Below are 19,264 nucleotides of genomic sequence, written 5' to 3' on the forward strand. Positions count from 1 at the left end.
GGAGCATTAATTAGGCTGAATTTTCTCTATATTGACGTTCGGTATAACAGATTCGTTGGACTGAGCCTGCACCTGTACATGATTTTTCAAAAATGGAATCACCGTATTCCAGAACGCAGGATCTTCTTCTGAACAGCTATGCCCTCCGCTATTGACCCATAGATGCTCCACAGGAGGATCAGCTTTGGACATAAAATATTCAAGTTCGCTTGGCGGAATAAAGTTATCACCTTTGGAATGTACCATAAGCATCGGCAGCTGCATTCCCTTGCGCCGTTCATTCAGCAGTATGACTGGATCGCGCTGGCGATACGTTTTCAGAGATTCACCAAGACGCCAGAACCAGATTCGCGGAATCAACTGGGCCAGCGGAAACAGAGGCAGACGACGCCGTCTCAGCTCCGCACTGACGATAACCTCGAATTGGGATGGCATGGAGTCTGTAATCACCGCGGATACAGGAATGCCCTCCGTCACAGCGAGGATCGTCCCTAGCCCACCCAAGGAGTGCCCAAGCACACCGATTGCCGCAGGATCAATTTCCGGCCGTGACGACGTATATTGCAATGCTGACAGCAGATCGTCGCGGAACAGATAAGCTGAAGCCGCTTTAACCGGATCACTGGCCCCATGGCTTCGAACATCGTACATAAACAGGGCGTAACCTGCTTCCCAAATTGGACGTGCATAACGGAGGACACGTGATCGGTTGGAGCCCCATCCATGTGCTATGATAACCAACGGCCAAGGCTTCGGGACATGGGCTCCAGCCGGAATGAACCAGCCATGCACTCTCCCACCTCCGCTCTCGAAGGTTATATCCTCAAATGGCATGGGCGGTGTGAGCGTAATCGGAATCTTTTTGGGGGTCTGGCTATTTACGGCTGCCTTCCATAAACCACCCGCAGTTACCGCGGCAACAGCAATCATCCCACCAATCATCGTTTTAGCTTTCACTGGTGTCACCCCTCTCCGTTTTCTCGCTAACTCCATCATACGACATCAAGATCAACAGGACGTTAATCCACATCACTTCTTATATTATCTATGGATACAGAATCTCCCCTTATATACCCCGATGTGTAGGGTCCACTTCCGTTCGTTTCATTCTTCAACCCTCGATTTTCGCTATTTCCACAAATGCACGTGTGCAAGCGGCTATCTGCTCATCATTTCCTGCTGCAAGTGCTTCTCGCGGCAGAAGTGCACTTCCAAGACCTACTGCTGCGGCACCCGCTGTATAATAATCTGCAATGTTATCCAGTGTGGCTCCTCCTGTTACAAGTAGCGGAATATGATTCAGTGGAGCCTTGATTTCACGTAGATATGGAATGCCCAGACTGGCCATTGGGAACAGCTTTACCACTTTGGCTCCTGCTTCATATGCAGCTACAATCTCCGTTGGAGTCATAGCCCCGGGCCAGATCTCCACTCCATGTTCTACAGCATATTCAATCACAGACAGATCGACATTCGGAGACACGAGAAATTGGGCACCGGCTGCAACAGCTTCTTTAGCCATCTGCACATTCAGTACTGTACCTGCCCCGATATAAGCCTTACCCTCATGTCGTGCACGCCAGTCTGCAATAATATCGTGGGCATCCGCTGTGTTTAGCGTCACTTCCATCAGACGAATTCCCCCATCTGTCATCCCCTGCCCTGCTGCCTGAGCAGATTCCCTGCTAATACCACGAACAATGGCTACCAGTCTCGATTCCAATAATACTTCCGTCAGATTCATGCCAACTTCCCCTTGTTTCATAGATTCGGCAGCCGAAGACAAGTATTCGTTATCACCGCTTTTCCGTTAGTCACTATTGTAAAGCATATCGTCCCCTGGATGAAATCATTTGATCCAATTTCCTATGCATATGAGCAGGCATCAAAGTCTCCGGCATATAGTGAAAAGAAAACGCAAAAAACCTCTCCAAGGAATAGGGTGTAATCCCCAACTCTATTCCCCTAGAGAGGTTTTATGTTCTATAGATCCATTAGACCAATTTCTAGTAATCTACAGTTTGCATGAAAGCTCTAAGCATTTTCCAGCACACTATCCTTCTCCAGATCCTTGAAATACTTATCATTGTACAACATGCTGGGATGTGTTGGATGGTACATCAAAGCAATATCATTGTGCTCTTTGGCTTTTGCCCGATTACCCATCCGGTCATAACACACACACAATTGTAGATGCGGCATCCATGTCCAAGCAGCTTCGTTCAATACGACCATTGGATCCGTCGGGCGTATGGCGCGGGTCGCCTGATCATACCAGTATAAAGCTTTGCGATAATCCGTACGGTCGGCAAAATATCCACCCAATCGGCAACAAATCTCTGCCCTCGGCAAATCAAAGGCAAAGGATCTCAGCAATGCCGAAACTTCCTTTTCTGAACGTTCAAGTGCTGCCTCGCAATCCGCTATTTTCTGGCATGCTGCAATCTGGTCCTCCACCCATCCCAGCCCGGTATCCAGAAATTTTCCATAGTACTTCACTGCATCTTCAAGTTGCCCGTGGTCTTTCAGTTCATTGCCAAAATAATATAAATCACGCGGAGAGAATTCCTCCCCTGCTTGTTCGCGTTTACGATAAATCCTTAGATTGCGATCCGTGTATTCCTTATCCTTCTTATGCGTGACTGCCACATCACTATGCAGCAGATGACCGGCCACTTCCAGATATTCATGCACTGCATGCACCAATCCAGCGATAATTCCGGTCCCGTCGCACCAGCCGGTTCCGCCGCAGACTGTATGCCACCTTACCCTCCGCCGTAAAGGACAGATGATAATCCATCGTGACACTGTCAACAGCAGGGTCCAGGGAACGCTTCAGTTCAATGAGCTTCACCCGGTCATCCGGTTCAAACACATCATCTGCATCCAGCCATAATATATATTCACTTGTTGCTTGTTCAAAGGCAAAGTTCCTTGCCGCCGCAAAATCATCCACCCATTCAAAATCGATGATACGTTCCGTATAACGAGCTGCAATCTGGCGCGTCTGGTCTGTCGAACCCGTATCTACGATCACAATCTCGTCAGCGATCCCGTTAACCGAGTCCAGACATCTGGTGAGGGAAGCCTCTTCATTTTTCACAATCATACACAGCGAAATACTAATCGATTCCTCTCCGCGTATGGCTCTGCGATTAAAAGCAGCTACTCTCGGCATGATATGTCCTTCTTTCATAAACAACGACAAAAAAGGCACCCGCTTTCGCAGGTGCCTCCCTATTGTAATATTTCACTGGTTTAATATTTAATGACCTATTTAAATCTCAATATGGAAGAGATCTAAATAATTAACGATATGCTTCCAGACGGTCATTCAGGCTGCGTGTTTGCCCGTACACATCCTGATACAATGCAAACAGTCCATCATATGCGGCAACCGTTTCCGGATTTGGGGCATAGGATTTGGCTGGACGAATGAACGCTGCTGCACATTCCTGCAAGGATGGGAACCAGCCACAGCCATAAGCTGCAAGCATCGCTGCGCCCATTGCTGGACCCTGCTCACTTTCCAATTTCACAATGGTTGCATTGAAGACATCGGCCTGCATTTGCAGCCAGGCTTCATTTTTGGCGCCTCCACCAATGGAGATAACTTCATTGACCGTTTTGCCAGCATTACGCAGAATATCGATGGACTCACGCAGAGAGAACGTAATGCCCTCCATAACAGCACGTCCAAAATGCTCCAGCTTATGTCCGGCATCCATGCCGATAAAGCTGCCACGAATGTTTGCATCTGGATGCGGCGTACGCTCACCAACAATATAAGGCGTGAACAGCAATCCGTTGCTTCCTGCCGGAATCGCATCAATGCCCTGCAAGAGTACATCAAATGATTTGTCCGCAGCAAATGTATCTTTAAACCAAGAAAGGCTGTATCCTGCCGCAAGCGTTACCCCCATAATATAGAAGGCATCTTTCTCTCCATGGTTAAAAAAGTGTACTTTGCCTTCGAAATCGAGATCCTTGCGCTCCTCATAGGAAAGCACAACCCCGGACGTTCCGATGCTGCACATCGTCTGTCCTTCACTCAGAATGCCTGCGCCAATCGCCCCGCACGCATTGTCCGCACCGCCTGCGTATACTTTGGTTGCCGCTGCAAGTCCTGTTTGATCCGCAATCTGAGGCAGCAATGTGCCCACTTCCTCAAATGACTCTACAAGACGTGGGCATAAGGATACCGGCAGTTCAAAAGCTTCCGCGATCTCCGTGCTCCACTGTTTGCCCGCTACGTCCAGCAGCAATGTGCCCGCTGCATCCGAATAATCCATGGCATAATCACCTGTCAGGCGATATCGCACATAGTCCTTCGGCAACAGGAACAGGGCCGCTTGTTGCAGCAATTCCGGCTCGTTCTCCTGTACCCAAAGGATTTTCGGCAAGGTGAATCCTTCCAGCGCACGGTTGCGAGCGATGCTCAGCAGTTTGCCATCCAGTACTTTCTCGATGCGATGGCACTGAGCGGTTGTCCGAGTATCATTCCACAGAATGGCATTACGCAGCGGTTTGCCCTCGGCATCTACCAGCACCAATCCATGCATCTGACCGGAGAAGCTCAGTCCTTCGATTTCCGAAGGATGTACGCCGGACACTTCCAGCAATTTGCGCAGCGAAACAAGGGTCTGCTCTACCCAATCCTCGGGGTTTTGTTCACTGTATCCAGCCTTGGGCTGGTACAGCGGATAAGCCTCGGATGCTTCAAACGCCACTTTCCCTTCACGGTTAACCAGCACGGTTTTGACTGCGCTTGTTCCCAGATCGACACCAATTACGTAACTCATGGATATCCCTCGTTTCTTTCATGGTTGTATAAATGAAGCTTGTTTAGCATGAAGTCACTCCGTGATCAGAAAACCCTCGGATCGCCGTTACCCCCGGATTTCCTTTATCCCCTTTAGCAAGGGTGAAATCCGGGGATAAATGCGACCGCTTCGCTTCCTCGGGTCCTTTCTGCTCACTTCGTTCTGCATGCAAATTATTCATTTATATCAAAAATTTAAAAACCGTTTAGTTTGTTTAATCAAAAAACCGTCCCCGTCTTCCCATGGGAAAGTCGGGGACGGTCCGAATGTCATGCTTGTTCAGGCGTTCCGTGGTACAAGCTGGTCCCGCACAGTGCAGGCGAAGATCTGTTTCAACCACACCCGAGTATTCTCAGGTAGGCTGATATCCCTTCATCCTGCATTTTGCTTGACTTCTATTAGTCAGCCAGGATGTATTGGTTGAGTTTTGCTCTCAGCAATTCCTGACGTCCGGATTGGTTTTTGCGTGGGCTTTCGTTATTCAGCGCGTACTCTGCAAGGGAAGCCAGTGTTGCTTTACCTGCAACCACATCTGCACCGATACCTTCGCTGAAGCTGCTGTAACGTTTTTCGATGAAGTCATCGAATACGCGATCCTCAATCAATTTTGCTGCCACTTTCAGACCTTTAGCATACGTATCCATACCAGCGATGTGTGCCAGGAACAGATCGTCTGCTTCGAAGGAACCACGACGTACTTTGGCGTCGAAGTTCACACCACCACGGCCGATACCGCCGTTTTTCAATACTTCGTACATTGTCAATGTAGCATCGTACATATCAACCGGGAACTCGTCCGTATCCCAACCGATTAGCATGTCGCCTTGGTTGGCATCAAGGGAACCAAGCATGCCGTTTGTGCGGGCAACGCGGATCTCGTGATCAAATGTATGACCAGCCAGTGTAGCATGGTTGGCTTCCAGGTTCAGTTTGAAGTGTTTGTCCAAACCGTATTTTTGCAGGAATGCAATGGAAGTTGCTGCATCATAGTCATATTGGTGCTTGGTTGGCTCTTTCGGTTTAGGCTCGATCAGGAATTGCGCATCAAAGCCAATTTCCTTCGCGTAGTCTACAGCCATGTGGAACATGCGGGCAATGTTGTCTTGCTCCAGTTGCATATCCGTGTTGAGCAATGTGTCATAACCTTCACGACCGCCCCAGAACACATAGTTTTCTGCGCCCAGACGTTTACCCACTTCCAGACCTTTCTTGATTTGCGCTGCAGCATGAGCGTACACATCTGCGTTGCAAGTGGAAGCTGCACCAAACATGAAGCGTGGGTTGGAGAACATGTTCGCTGTGTTCCAGAGCAGTTTTTTGCCGCTGGATTTCATGTGGCCTTCAATCAGGTCAACGATCGTATCGATGTTGCTGTAGAACTCACGCAGGCTGTTGCCTTCTGGTGCGATGTCCACATCGTGGAAACAGAAAAACGGTAGATTCATTTTTTCCAAAAATTCAAATGCCGCTTCCACGCGTACTTTCGCGAGGTCCAGACCGGAGTATTTATCCCAAGAACGAACAGCAGTTTCCGCACCAAACGGGTCACTACCGCCCGCTGTTAATGTATGCCAGTAAGCCATGCCGAAACGGAAATGCTCTTCCATCGATTTTCCAGCTACAACTTCTTCGGAATTATAATGTTTAAAAGCAAATGGATTCGTGGAATCTTTACCTTCAAATGCAATTTTATTAACGGATTCAAAATAGGCCATGTAAAATGCCTCCTCAATAGTTTTAAAGAAATCGTTTACAACGTTATCCTATCACATCAGTTATACTTTGTCTATTGGTTAAACAAAGTAAAAATAAAAATGTTTTTTGCACGTTTGTTTACGCTATAATAGTCGAATAGCTTGTTTACGGATAGCGGGTCTGAACCCTTTTATAGAAGAATAGGAGTGCCTAATGGATATGAAAATTACCGGAGACCAGATGCTAGTCAAAAAAATAAACAAGTCGATCGTCCTGGATACGATTCGGCGTCATGCCCCTCTCTCCCGTGCACGGGTATCCGAGGTTACAGGGCTGAATAAAGCAACGGTATCCAACCTGGTTGCTGATCTGATCAATGATGAGCTCTTGCAGGAGATTGGCCCTGGGGAATCCAGCGGTGGACGCAAACCTCTGATGTTGCTATTCCGGGGTACATCGGGATATGCCGTAGGTTTGGAGCTTAGTGTGACCCACTTAAAGGGTGTGCTTACCGATCTGGAAGGTCATATCATCACAGAGTACGCCGTGAAGCTGGAACATCATGATGTGTCCTCTGTATTTGAACAGTTGAAACTTGCGGCAGAACATTTGATTCATGCAGCCCCTCCCTCCCCTCACGGGGTAATTGGCATTGGTATCGGAGTGCCGGGTATGGTGGACGAGGAAGGAACGGTGCTGTTTGCACCCAACCTTGGGTGGGAGAAGGTCCCCCTTCGTGCCATGCTGGATGAAGCGTTCGAACTGCCCGTGACGATCGATAATGAAGCCAATGCAGGTGCGCATGGAGAATTGAATTTTGGCGCAGGCATCGGAGTACGTCATCTGATTTATATCAGTGCAGGTATCGGGATTGGTTCAGGCATAATGGTGGATGGCGAGCTGTACAAAGGAGCTTGGGGATATGCCGGAGAAACAGGCCATATGTCCATTGAAGCAGAGGGCAGACCTTGCTCCTGTGGCAATCGTGGCTGCTGGGAGTTATATGCTTCGGAGAAAGCTTATGAGCACCCGGATCATCAGTTGCTATTGCCGGCACATACTACACGGGAATTGATTGATTATGCAGAGCAGGGCCATGAAGATGTATTGAAGTTATACCAAGAAATCGGCCGTAAACTGGGCGTCGGCATCACCAATATCGTCAACAGCTTCAACCCGGAGCGTATCATTATCGGTGGTCCTCTTTCTGAAGCAAGACCATGGATTGAAACGGCGCTGAAACAAGTGGTGGAGGAGCGTACCTTGCCCTATCACCGCCGCAGTTTGCAGATTGAATGGGCAGCTCTCGGTAGTCGGTCCACGCGTGTTGGTGCCGCTTACTCAGCCATTTCCCAATTTTTAGGAAAAATAAGAGTTTCCGTTTAATAATCGATGAAAATTGACATCATTTCGCCCCATTTCCTCCCTTTTTGTTAAAGAAATCCAGAGGTATAATAGGGATATGTGATTTTTGTCATCGCGGCATGATTGTCGCTGTGTTAATTCCGATAACGAAACGGAGTGAAAATTCGTGACCTACGTGGATACTTCAGATATCTCGGCGCAAATGTTTGTCACCGTACTCCTGTTCCTGATCGTGCTTGCGCCGCTGTTCAGCCTTGGCATACTTCGATTGTTTCAGAGCAAAAAGAAGGCTGGTTTCATGTACATGCTGTCAGGCGTACTGGTGTATGTTGTATTTCAGACCTTTATGAGTATCTTTTTTTAGATAAAATATGTTTGGTTTTAATGTCAAATCCCCTTTCAAAGCCACAAAAAGAGTGCATGAAAACATGCGCTCTGTTGTAGCTAATGGAAGGGGATTTTTCATGGTGTGGACACTACTAATTCAAATAAAAGAAGCCTCAGTCCTGAACTGGACTAAGGCTCCCCCAATATATATTCAAACGGCTCGCGCGAACCGGAATAGCTCCATGTGACTTGAACTTACCCTATGAGGGTAAATTAAGCGTCCAGTGCTTTGGCGAATTGGGTTTTGTTCATACCCAGAATGCGGTGTTCACCAATGACAGTCAGAGGCACGGCACGTACGCCCATATCCCATACTTGTTGTGCGAATTCGTCGCTTGTCTCGATGTTACGCTCTTCATAAGTGATGCCTTTGTCAGCCAGGAAGCTTTTTACCGATTTGCAGTTTGGGCAGTTGGTTGATGTGTATACAATTACGTTTTCCATGTTTATTCACCTCATATTGTTTTTTATAGATTAAATCTATTGATATAGACAGCTCTTCCCTTAAAGGACTACTGCGCTGTGCTCCAAGCTCTCAATATATTTCTCTGTATCCATCGCAGCCATACATCCACTACCTGCAGCTGTGATTGCTTGTTTGTAACGGGTATCCTGTACATCACCACAAGCAAATACGCCTGGGATATTAGTCTCTGATGTGCCCGGTGTAGTCAAAATATAACCATGCTCGTCAGTTGTGATCTGTCCGCCCAGGAATCCGGTGTTTGGTGTGTGACCAATCGCTACGAATACACCACTAGCCGGAATGATTTCTTCTTGACCTGTTTCGTTGTTCAGTACTTTCAATCCAGTTACGCCGTTGTCGCCAGCCAGCACTTCAAGAGGGGTACGGTTCAATGCCATCTCCACTTTCTCGTTGCTGCGTGCACGATCCTGCATGATTTTGGAACCACGAAGTTCTTCACGACGGTGTACAAGAGTTACTTTGGAACCGAAACGGGACAGGAAGCTTGCTTCCTCCAGCGCGGAGTCGCCACCGCCAATTACGATGATTTCTTTGTTGCGGAAGAAGAATCCATCACATGTCGCACAAGTGCTGACACCACGGCCCACATTCGTTTCTTCTCCAGGAATACCGAGGTATTTAGCAGATGCGCCCGTAGACAGGATCAACGTTTCCGATACGAGTTCACCCATGCCTTCAACCTGAATTTTGAATGGACGCTCGCTCATATCAATGTTGTTTACCCAGCCTGTACGGAATTCTGCACCGAAGCGTTCTGCTTGTTTGCGCATATTGTCCATCAGTTCAGGACCCATAATGCCGTCAGGGAAACCTGGGAAGTTCTCCACTTCGGTTGTTGTTGTCAGTTGACCACCAGGTTGTGGTCCTTCAATAACGAGTGGGTTCAAGTTGGCACGTGCCAGATAGATTGCTGCTGTTAGCCCTGCAGGGCCTGTTCCAATAATAATTGATTTATACATGTATAGTTCCTCCCCCGGGTTCTGCAAAAAGGTCAGGCTCTCCGGCATCAAAAGCAAATGCTTTTGCATACACTAGAACAAAAGCCTACATCATGTCCACATGACCTGCCCATTATGGCAATTAACCTATGCAGAAACGGAATTCTAATTTATAATCATTCTAATCTGTTGTTCATTATGAGCGCTTTTATGTACGGTGTCAATGCTCGGCAGCGATTATGAAGAAGTCTTCATCAGGAGGGAAAATGGAAGCATGAACGATGCACTCATTGGCAGCTTTATCTCAGCCATGTCTACTGGCCTTGGGGCCATACCTATTCTATTTATGCGCAAAGTAACCCACCGTCTGCGTGATATTTTGCTTGCCTATGCAGCAGGCATCATGACCTCTGCCTCGGTGTACAATCTCATTCCGGAAGCGCTCGGGCAATCCAATCTGTTTGTACTTGCCCTCGGTATTATGCTGGGTAGCATGGTCCTGCTTGTGCTGGAGATGAAGATTCCACATGTGGATCTGGAAAATCCCGAGAAGATGCCTTTCAAAATTGAAGCCAAAGCCTTCATGATCATTGCAGCCATCACCATGCATAACCTGCCCGAAGGTCTATCGGTAGGTGTCAGCTACGCGAGCAGTGATGCAGGACTTGGCAATCTGATCGCCTTCTCCATTGGATTGCAGAATGCACCGGAAGGATTCCTGGTTGCCCTCTTCCTTGTCAATCAGAACATCGGTCGCTTCAAGGCGCTCGGCATCGCTACGCTGACGGGTGCGGTCGAGATTGTTACAGCCATGATTGGTTACACACTCAGTAGTCTGGTATCCGGTCTGGTCCCTTATGGGCTCGCCTTTGCAGCGGGTGCGATGATGTTCATCGTGTACAAGGAATTGATTCCCGAAAGCCATGGCGATGGCAATGCACGGGCGGCAACGGTTTCCTTTTTGCTCGGACTGATCACGATGATTGGTCTGACTGAGCTCTTCTAATGGAAAGAACAGCTCATACATGAAGACAACGATAGACGGCAAAAGAACCTGAAAGGGCAGCGACTCGCTGATTTCCAGGTTCTTTTTTTGTTCACAAATGAAGATTGAATGAAATCGTTGGAACGATCTGTAAAGGTCGGTTGACGATCACAATCCGGATTTGATAAATCGAATCAATTCAGCATTGAATTTTTCCAATTCATCATAGAATGCCCCGTGACCACTCTCCTCAAAAGCAATCAATTGAGAGCCAGCAATGCCTTTGTGCATCTCTTCGGCAAACTCAAACGGGCATATCTCATCCTTTTTCCCATGTAAAATGGCTGTTGGCACCTGAATTGAACTCAGATCCCCGCGCAAATCCTCATCCCGCAATGCAATCGCACTGTTAATCGTACCGTAAGAAGAGGCTTCCATGCCCAAAGCATGGAACCAATCCATGAACGGCTGGCTGTGCTGCTTCGCGAAAAACATACCGCCAAACGTCTCCAGCAGTTTCGGACGATCTGCGAAGATCGGCTCGATAATCTGCTCGGTCAGCTGCGCCGGAGTCAATCCATACGGATAACCTTCGCGCTGTGTGAACACCGGTGCCGCCGCAGACAATAACGCCAGCTTGGATACACCATGTCCCGCATGGCGGGCCATGTAATGCACGGCAATCGCTCCACCCATGGAGAAGCCTGCCAGTACAGCGTCCGTCAGTTGCAGGTCATCAATCACGGCACGAACATCGTCTGCCATGCGGTCATAATTATACCCTGTCGAAGGTTTATCCGATTTGCCGTAACCTCTGAAATCTATGGCAATCGCACGAATGCCCTGATTCGGCAATACATTTAATTGATATTCAAACATTTTATAATTAACAGGCCAGCCGTGCAAAAAGACAACCGGTTTTCCTTCGCCAATATCTTCAACAAATACATTCACATTCGGTTCCACTTGTACGTAACGTCCCATATTTCACAGCTCCCTTTATTGTCATGTCGTTGCAACGGCATATGCCGTGGTTATGTTTCAATCATAACGCTCCATTTCCTGTTCCGTGCGGAACGTTCATCTGGAATCGCCTCTTCGAATCATTACCCTCTGACCCAAGGTTCAAACGCCATGCAATTCAACTGAATTAGAAGCGTCATCTAACCCCGACCACTTCATGACTTATTAGCGCAGCAATCTCAACCCGTTCAGAATAACCAGAATTGTGCTGCCTTCATGGCCTACTACACCCAATGGCAATGCAACGTCCTGCAGGAAATTGCCCGCGATCAGCGCCAGAATAACCGTAATGGCAAAAAACATATTCTGCTTCACCGTCCGCTGCGCCCGGCGAGCCTGACTGATCACCCAGGCGATCTCTTCAATATTGTCGTTCATCAGCACCACATCCGCCACTTCCAGTGCCGTACCGCTACCCGATACACCCATACCCATGCCCACCGTTGCCGCTGCAAGTGCAGGCGCATCATTCACTCCATCCCCAACCATCAACACTTGCCCGTACTGTTCACGAAGCAGATGCACCTGCTTCACTTTATCTTCGGGCAGCAAACCTGAATATACCAGACTCACGCCTGTCTCACGAGCAATCACGGCTGCAGATTCAGGACGGTCGCCTGTCAACATCGCTACTTTTACACCCATGGCTTCCAGCTTCTTCACCGCGGCGGCCGCTTGTGGCCGAACCTATCCCTCATCGCGATCAGACCCGCCATTTCCCCATTCGCTGTTATAGCAGACACGGTCTTGCCTTCTCCCTCCAGACGGGAGCGAATATCCTTCCATTCAGATGAGTCTTTAACCGCTTGCTCACCTAATCCATTCTGATTGTCGTTTCCGTATATCACATTCTCCGACCCCATTGAATCAATGACGTCCGTTTTGCCGATTTTCCAGAGAACACCGTTTACTTTCCCCTCAATCCCCCAGCCCGTCAGAGCCTGAACCTGTTCGGCAACTGGGAGTATGATGTCCTCCTTGGTGGCCTGCTCCACAATAGCCCGAGCCAGTGGATGCATCGAAAGGTTCTCGATGGCGGCTACCGCACCCAACAACTGTGTCCGGTCATATCCGTCTGCCGTTATAATATCGGTCACCTGTGGAGTACCCATCGTCAATGTCCCTGTTTTATCAAAAGCAACCACCCGGGTCTGGGCCATATTCTCCACATGAGCTCCACCTTTGAAAAGAATACCGCGACGTGCACTGCTGGACATCGCTGATAACATGACCGGCATAATGGAAGAAACCAGGGCACAAGGTGAAGCCACAACCAGAAAGACCATTGCTTTGTAAAACGCCTCGTTCCATGTCCAGCCAAGCAGTAACGGCATTCCCCCAATGACCAACAACGTTACAGCAACAACAATGCGGGCGTATATCCCCTCGAACCGTTCAATAAATCGTTGAGAATCCGGTACCTCCGTCTGTGCCTCTTCCACCAGTTTAATGATCTTACCAAAAAGTGAACCTTCAGCTGATTTGGTCACCTCCACATATAGAGCACCTTCGCCATTCACGGTACCTGCGTATACCTCGTCACCAGCGATTTTGTCTATAGGTAAGGATTCTCCTGTAATCGAGGCCTGATTGATAAAAGAGCTACCCCGGTACACTACACCATCCGCCGGAACCAGTTCGCCTGGTTTGACCAGCAACAGATCCCCCGGCTGCAAATCATCGATGGATACACGATTCATCTTCCCGTCCTCAATACGCAGCGCCGTTTCCGGTTTGAGCGCCAGCAGTGATGAAATATCCTTGTGACTGCGCTCCGTTGCATAGCTTTCCAACGCACCACTTAACGCAAAAATAAAGATTAGCATGGCGCCTTCATTCCAGTAACCGATGGCTGCCGCTCCCAACGATGCTGCAATCATGAGCAGATTTACATCGAGATCACGATCCTTGACCAGTGTCTCTATGCCTTCTTTGGCCTTGGTCCATCCACCTATGGCATACGCAACGATATATAGCAGTACGGATAATGGGTTGGACCACGATGCAGTCGCCCAAGCAATAAGCATCAAAAGTCCACTGCCCAGAGCAGCTTGCATTTCCTTGTTGCGCAGCATCGCCCGAAAGTCTGGTTTGCGCCCTCGTCCCGGACCAGGTGTGTTGGCAGAGCGCTGTTCAGCTTTTGCTTGGGTTTGAATAGGTTGGTGTATCGCTTGCATATGAATCACAATCCTTTCTGATTGTCGGGTTGTGGAGTGCATTTTGCAGCATCCATGTTCCCTGTATTGAAGTCGTATTGAGAATGAGAGCCATTGTTAATGCCCTAAAAATGACACATGCTGCTGCGGGAATCCCGCAGCAGCATGGTTATTGAATGATTTTTGAATCATTTTGAATGAGAATGATAATCATTTTTGTACTTATGCAATTATTTTTACCCAATACAACTTTTGCTTCATTATATGCCTGTGTTCTGCATTTGTAAATGGGTTTTTCACCTTAGCCGATGTAAAATTAAAAAAAGCCACTCGTCCATAAGGACAAGCGGCTCGTGTAAATTTAATTTATTAACGTTATGAATTAAACACTAACACTTGATTGCTGACTAGCCTTAATGGCTTGCTCCAGATCGTAGAGGATATCCTGAATATTCTCTGTACCCACAGATAAACGAATCAGCTCAGGATTAACGCCTGCTGCAGTCTGCTCATCTTCTGTCAGCTGTTGGTGCGTCGTACTTGCCGGATGAATGATCAGTGACTTGGAGTCACCTACGTTGGCAAGGTGAGAGAACAGCTTCACATTCTCAATCAGTTTGCGTCCTGCATCCACTCCGCCTTTGATACCAAAGGTCAGAATGGCTCCCTGGCCTTTCGGCAAATACTTCTGTGCCAGTTCATAGGAAGGGTGACTCGGCAAACCTGCGTAGCTTACCCAGTCCACATCCTCATGTTTCTCCAGATATTGCGCCACAGCCAGTGCGTTGCTGCTATGACGTTCTACACGCAGATGCAGTGTCTCCAGCCCTTGAATGAGCAACCATGAATTGAAAGGTGAGATAGTAGCACCAAAGTCACGCAGCAATTGTACACGAGCTTTGATAATATAAGCAATCGGTCCAACCGCTTCTGTATATACGACACCATGATAGCTGGAATCCGGTTCTGTCAGTCCCGGGAACTTGCCACTTGCTTTCCAGTCGAATTTGCCACTGTCCACAATAACTCCACCAATGGAAGTACCGTGACCGCCAATAAATTTGGTAGCCGAATGAACGACAATATCAGCTCCATGCTCGATTGGACGAAGCAGATATGGACTTGGGAATGTATTGTCTACAATCAAAGGAATGCCATGTTCATGGGCGATGGCTGCCACAGCTTCAATATCCAGTACGTTGCCTTGCGGATTACCGATCGTTTCAGCGTACAATGCTTTTGTCTTCTCCGTAATCGCCGCCCGGAAATTTTCAGGATCACTGGAATCTACAAACTTTACATCTAGGCCAAGTTTCGGTAGTGTGGTTGAGAACAGATTGTACGTTCCTCCATACAGACTCGCTGCGGAAACAATCTCGTCACCCGCACCTGCGATGTTTAAGAGAGAGAACGTAATCGCTGCCTGACCGGAAGCGGTAGCCAGTGCACCCGCGCCTCCCTCAAGTGCAGCAATACGTTGTTCGAACACATCCGTGGTCGGATTCATCAGACGCGTATAGATATTGCCAAACTCTTTCAATCCAAACAGATTGGCTGCATGCTCCGTATCACGGAATCCGTAGGATGTTGTTTGGTACAACGGTACAGCACGTGCATGGGTGGTCGGATCAATCTCCTGGCCGGCATGGATTGCCAATGTTTCAAATGAAAGCTCACGTTCGTTTGACATAAATCTGTTTCCTCCCTTAACTTATACGTTTGGCAAATCCCTAGATGTCATGACATGGTGGCGTATGTTTTCCATATTCTCTCACAAGATGTCGCTTTTGAAAAGAAATATTTCCGATTTTTCCGATGAGAAATGTTAAATATGTATCAGTAAGACTGCTACACCAAAAAAACCTTTGCTCCCGCAAAGGTTTTCCGGATTTTTTTAACCATCACCTGCTGAACTTCTGCCCGACTTTATACCGTCTATACCCGAACGCCACTCCATACCTCACGTAAATGCTTGGCCGCTGGGACAGCTTCTTCCGCCGTTACCCCTTCTAGTGAAATATCGATGTGTGGTTTATAGGTCTTCAATAGTTCAAAAAATAACGGATAATCCAGAATGCCCTCACCCGGCACCGGATTGAACTTTTCACCCTGTGCATTGAAAGCCACATCTTTGGCATGAATGACAATGATGCGCTGATACAGCGTTTCCATCACTTCACGCAGAAATGCAGACTGGTCAGCCACATGCGGTTGTTTGATCAAATTACAAGGATCAAACAGCATGCCCAGATTGGATGAAGGAATTTCTTCAAACAGACGGATCATATGTTCACGTGAATGAAGTGTATGAGTAGATACAGGCTCAATCGCCGCATGAACGCCCCACTTTTCCGCCTCTTCCGCCAGTTCCTCTACCGTTTCCCGCAGCACCGTCCACGCCTTTTCTTCATATCCATCCGGATGAGAGTCGCGATACGTATCTAGGCCCCCGGTCTCCGTTGCCACCATGCTGCAACCGAAATCCCGGGCATAACGCAGATGCTCCTTGAATCGATCAATGTCTGCACGACGGGCCACAGGATCAGGATCAATCGGGTTAATGTAGCAACCCAATACCGCAATCTTGACTCCGCGCTGTGCAAATTGATCTCCGATCTCGTTCGCCAGTCCAGGGCTCAGCTTGCCATTGGCCGAGTCTACATCCGACAAAGCCTTGGCTAATGCCAGCTGTACCGAATTGAATCCGTTATCCGCGATGGTCTGTGCAAGCTGTGCCGTAGGTTGTTTGCCAAACGTATGCGCAAGAATACCAAGTTTCATGTCACTGCCTCCTTTGCAATCGGATCGCTGACAGGGTTAACGAGCCATCCAGCCGCCATCCACATTCAGTACGTGACCATTCAAATAATCCGAAGCCGCCGATGCCAGGAAAACAACCGGACCTTTCAGATCCTCAGGTGTTCCCCAGCGTCCAGCTGGAATCCGTGCCGTGATGTCACGGTACCGATTTTCATCGGCGCGAATCTGAGTCGTATTGTCTGTTTCCATATAGCCTGGTGCAATCCCGTTGATTTGAACACCTTTGCCTGCCCATTCATTCGCGAGTGCTTTCGTTAAACCGGCTACCCCATGTTTACTGGCCGTGTATCCCGGTACGTTAATTCCACCCTGATAAGACAGCATGGAGGCAATGTTAATGATCTTTCCGCTTCCCCGTTCAATCATATGTCTGCCGGCCAACTGGCTCAGGAAAAATACCGTATTCAGGTTAAGACCTATGACATCATGCCAGTCCTGTTGACCGTGATCGGCTGCAGGTGTACGACGAATAATTCCCGCATTATTGACCAGAATATCAATTCTCCCTTGAAAGGCTAATGCCTTTTCAAACACCCCGGTCAATTCGTCCTCACGACTCAAATCAGCTTCAATCACATACGCTTTGCGTCCTAGAGCCTCAATGGCACGCGCTGTTTCCGATGGATTGGAGTAAGACACCAGCACAACATCTGCCCCGGCTTCAGCAAGGCCAATCGCCATTCCTTGCCCAAGACCTCCTGATGTACCAGTGACAAGTGCAACTTGTCCGCTTAAATCAAATGGGTTCATGAATGATTCCTCCGCATGGTTATTGGTATGCAAACCGTGTTCTTCAGCCTCGGCAGTCACGTAACCACTGTGGAACTGAAGGTCAGCTCTGATAATCCACTTCGATGCCATTTTGTTTGTATAGGGCTACTGTCTCCTCATCCAAGCGACTGTCGCTGATGATACAATCCAGCTCCGAACAGTGCGCAAAGGTCCGAAGGGCAAATTGCCCGAATTTATAATGATCCACGACGCCATAGACCTGCTGAGATGCAGAGATCATCGCTTTTTTTAGTGGCACCAGATCTCCTGTATATATGGAAAGTCCAAATTCCGGATGAAGTGCCGTCGTTGAGATAAACGCTTTGTGAATGTTGAGACCCGAAATGAAGGCCGCCGTGTCGTCTCCCACCAGCATATTGCGGACTCTTGCCCCGCCAGGCACAACCAGTCGCACCTGCTCCTTTTTGGTCAGCTCAGCAATAATGAACAGATCATTGGTAACCACGGTAATGGGTTGATTGTCCATACGCTTCGCCATCTCCAACGTAGTGCTTCCGCCGTCCAATGCAACAATATCTCCTGGCCGGATATAAGCAAGGGCTCGCTCAGCAATCTCCGTTTTCTCCGAATGATGCTTTTCCGTAGCCCCACGACTCGTGAGGATGCCGTACTGGTCGTTCTGAGCCAGCATCGCACCCCCATGGACACGCACGAGTAACCCCATGCCTTCCAGCTTATCGAGATCCTCCCGTACAGTCTTGCCCGTCACCTGCAGCAGTTCACTCAGATCACTAACGGTGACTTCCTGCCGCTCCAATAGAGCCTCCATAATTTTTTCATGTCTTTTCAATGGATTCATCACAGATCAACTTCCTGTTTCTTTGGAATTTACGCGCCTATTTCAGGTCCTTCATCGCCACGCCGTCCATATCCTCGAACGTCTGGTTTTCCCCAGCCATTGCCCAGCAGAAGGTATAGCTGCTCGTACCGACACCACTGTGGATCGACCAGCTAGGGGAGATAATGGCCTGACGGTCACGTACAACCAGATGCCGTGTTTCGTTTGGCTCGCCCATCATATGGAACACGACGCCATCTTCCGGCAGGTTGAAATACAAGTATACTTCGGAACGGCGGTTGTGGGTATGTGCAGGCATGGTATTCCACATGTTACCCTTGTCGAGTTCCGTAATGCCCATTACCAGCTGACAGCTCTGGATTCCGCCTTCTCCCTGGTGGATATAGCGATAAATGGTCCGTTCATTCGAGCTTTCGATGCTGCCGAGGTGGTTCGGCTGAGCTTGTTCTTGCGTTGCTTTTACTGTTGGATACGTGTGGTGCGCCGGTGTGGATACAAAATAAAACTGAGCCGGTTGATCCTTGCCGCTGCTCTTGAACACGACTTCTTTTACACCTCTGCCGATGTACAGGCATTCCTTCGCACCAATCTCGTAGCCTTGACCGTCAGCTGTCACGGTTCCATGGCCTCCAACATTAATGATACCGATTTCACGACGCTCCAGGAAAAAGTTCGTTCCGATATCCTTCAGATTCACTTCAAGTGCAATATCCTTGCTTTGAGGTACAGCCGTTCCTACAATATAACGATCCACATGAGAGTAAACGGTCACCAATTCATCTGTGGCAAACAATTGCTCCATCAGAAATTCCTCGCGCAAACGGGATGTATCATAGTTTTTCACTTCATTTGGGTGTGCAGCATAACGGTTTTGCATCATTAATCCATTCCTTTCGTTAGTCAGATAATGTTCATATAAGTTCATTTTAGTTCATTTTGTATCTTTTGTGTACCTTTTTTTATAAAGACCGATTGTCAAACCAAGTGCGACAGT

General features: G+C 48.3%; 15 protein-coding genes and 2 pseudogenes. 3 read left to right on the forward strand and 14 right to left on the reverse strand.

The genetic code is table 11. The features are described 5' to 3' along the window. Positions 1-6 precede the first annotated feature (6 nt). From AMS66_RS00655 to xylA, 5 genes and pseudogenes are all read right to left on the reverse strand, one after another. A complete protein-coding gene (locus tag AMS66_RS00655) occupies positions 7-957 on the reverse strand; it encodes an alpha/beta hydrolase (protein ID WP_053779001.1) in 951 nt (316 codons plus the stop codon). 154 nt (positions 958-1,111) lie between these two features. Next, positions 1,112-1,744 carry a bifunctional 4-hydroxy-2-oxoglutarate aldolase/2-dehydro-3-deoxy-phosphogluconate aldolase gene (locus AMS66_RS00660; RefSeq protein ID WP_053779002.1) on the reverse strand — a complete coding sequence of 211 codons (633 nt, stop codon included), beginning with the start codon at positions 1,742-1,744 and terminating at the stop codon, positions 1,112-1,114. Positions 1,745-2,034: 290 nt separating this feature from the next. Further along, a pseudogene (locus AMS66_RS00665) lies at positions 2,035-3,109 on the reverse strand (glycosyltransferase). Between the two features lie 199 nt (positions 3,110-3,308). Then, entirely contained in the window at positions 3,309-4,802 is a 1,494-nt protein-coding gene (xylB, locus tag AMS66_RS00670; protein WP_053779003.1) for a xylulokinase, read from the reverse strand. A gap of 419 nt (positions 4,803-5,221) precedes the next feature. Further along, positions 5,222-6,538, reverse strand: coding sequence for a xylose isomerase (xylA, locus tag AMS66_RS00675; RefSeq protein WP_053779004.1), 1,317 nt, complete (start codon positions 6,536-6,538; stop codon positions 5,222-5,224). 199 nt (positions 6,539-6,737) lie between these two features. Here xylA and AMS66_RS00680 point away from each other — a divergent pair, with 199 nt between their 5' ends. Next, entirely contained in the window at positions 6,738-7,904 is a 1,167-nt protein-coding gene (locus tag AMS66_RS00680; RefSeq protein WP_053779015.1) for an ROK family protein, read from the forward strand. Between the two features lie 145 nt (positions 7,905-8,049). Then, the gene (locus tag AMS66_RS00685; RefSeq protein WP_053779005.1) at positions 8,050-8,247 is read left to right on the forward strand and encodes a hypothetical protein; all 198 of its coding nucleotides are present in this window, start codon (positions 8,050-8,052) and stop codon (positions 8,245-8,247) included. A 236-nt stretch (positions 8,248-8,483) separates the two neighbouring features. Here the strand turns inward: AMS66_RS00685 and AMS66_RS00690 are convergent, their stop codons facing one another. Beyond that, positions 8,484-8,714 (reverse strand): glutaredoxin family protein, encoded by a 231-nt coding sequence (locus AMS66_RS00690; RefSeq protein ID WP_053779006.1) that lies wholly within the window; start codon positions 8,712-8,714, stop codon positions 8,484-8,486. 60 nt (positions 8,715-8,774) lie between these two features. After that, complete coding sequence (gene trxB / locus AMS66_RS00695) at positions 8,775-9,716, reverse strand: thioredoxin-disulfide reductase (protein WP_053779007.1); 942 nt, start codon at positions 9,714-9,716, stop codon at positions 8,775-8,777. 253 nt (positions 9,717-9,969) lie between these two features. On the opposite strand from trxB, the gene AMS66_RS00700 reads away from it, so the two are divergent. Then, positions 9,970-10,701 (forward strand): ZIP family metal transporter, encoded by a 732-nt coding sequence (locus AMS66_RS00700; protein ID WP_053779008.1) that lies wholly within the window; start codon positions 9,970-9,972, stop codon positions 10,699-10,701. A 147-nt stretch (positions 10,702-10,848) separates the two neighbouring features. Here the strand turns inward: AMS66_RS00700 and AMS66_RS00705 are convergent, their stop codons facing one another. From AMS66_RS00705 to kduI, 7 genes and pseudogenes are all read right to left on the reverse strand, one after another. Next, entirely contained in the window at positions 10,849-11,664 is an 816-nt protein-coding gene (locus AMS66_RS00705; RefSeq protein WP_053779009.1) for an alpha/beta fold hydrolase, read from the reverse strand. 204 nt (positions 11,665-11,868) lie between these two features. Further along, positions 11,869-13,880: pseudogene (locus tag AMS66_RS00710) on the reverse strand (heavy metal translocating P-type ATPase). A gap of 361 nt (positions 13,881-14,241) precedes the next feature. After that, positions 14,242-15,549, reverse strand: coding sequence for a homocysteine synthase (locus AMS66_RS00715; RefSeq protein ID WP_053779010.1), 1,308 nt, complete (start codon positions 15,547-15,549; stop codon positions 14,242-14,244). A 245-nt stretch (positions 15,550-15,794) separates the two neighbouring features. Continuing rightward, the gene (locus tag AMS66_RS00720; RefSeq protein WP_053779011.1) at positions 15,795-16,640 is read right to left on the reverse strand and encodes a sugar phosphate isomerase/epimerase family protein; all 846 of its coding nucleotides are present in this window, start codon (positions 16,638-16,640) and stop codon (positions 15,795-15,797) included. 36 nt (positions 16,641-16,676) lie between these two features. Continuing rightward, positions 16,677-17,429 (reverse strand): 2-dehydro-3-deoxy-D-gluconate 5-dehydrogenase KduD, encoded by a 753-nt coding sequence (gene kduD, locus AMS66_RS00725; protein ID WP_053779016.1) that lies wholly within the window; start codon positions 17,427-17,429, stop codon positions 16,677-16,679. Positions 17,430-17,511: 82 nt separating this feature from the next. Further along, positions 17,512-18,270, reverse strand: a complete 759-nt coding sequence (locus AMS66_RS00730) for a DeoR/GlpR family DNA-binding transcription regulator (protein WP_053779012.1) — start codon at positions 18,268-18,270, stop codon at positions 17,512-17,514. Between the two features lie 37 nt (positions 18,271-18,307). Then, positions 18,308-19,147 (reverse strand): 5-dehydro-4-deoxy-D-glucuronate isomerase, encoded by an 840-nt coding sequence (gene kduI, locus AMS66_RS00735; protein WP_053779017.1) that lies wholly within the window; start codon positions 19,145-19,147, stop codon positions 18,308-18,310. Between the last annotated feature and the right edge of the window lie 117 nt (positions 19,148-19,264).

Source organism: Paenibacillus xylanivorans (genome assembly GCF_001280595.1).
GTDB classification, from domain to species: domain Bacteria; phylum Bacillota; class Bacilli; order Paenibacillales; family Paenibacillaceae; genus Paenibacillus; species Paenibacillus xylanivorans.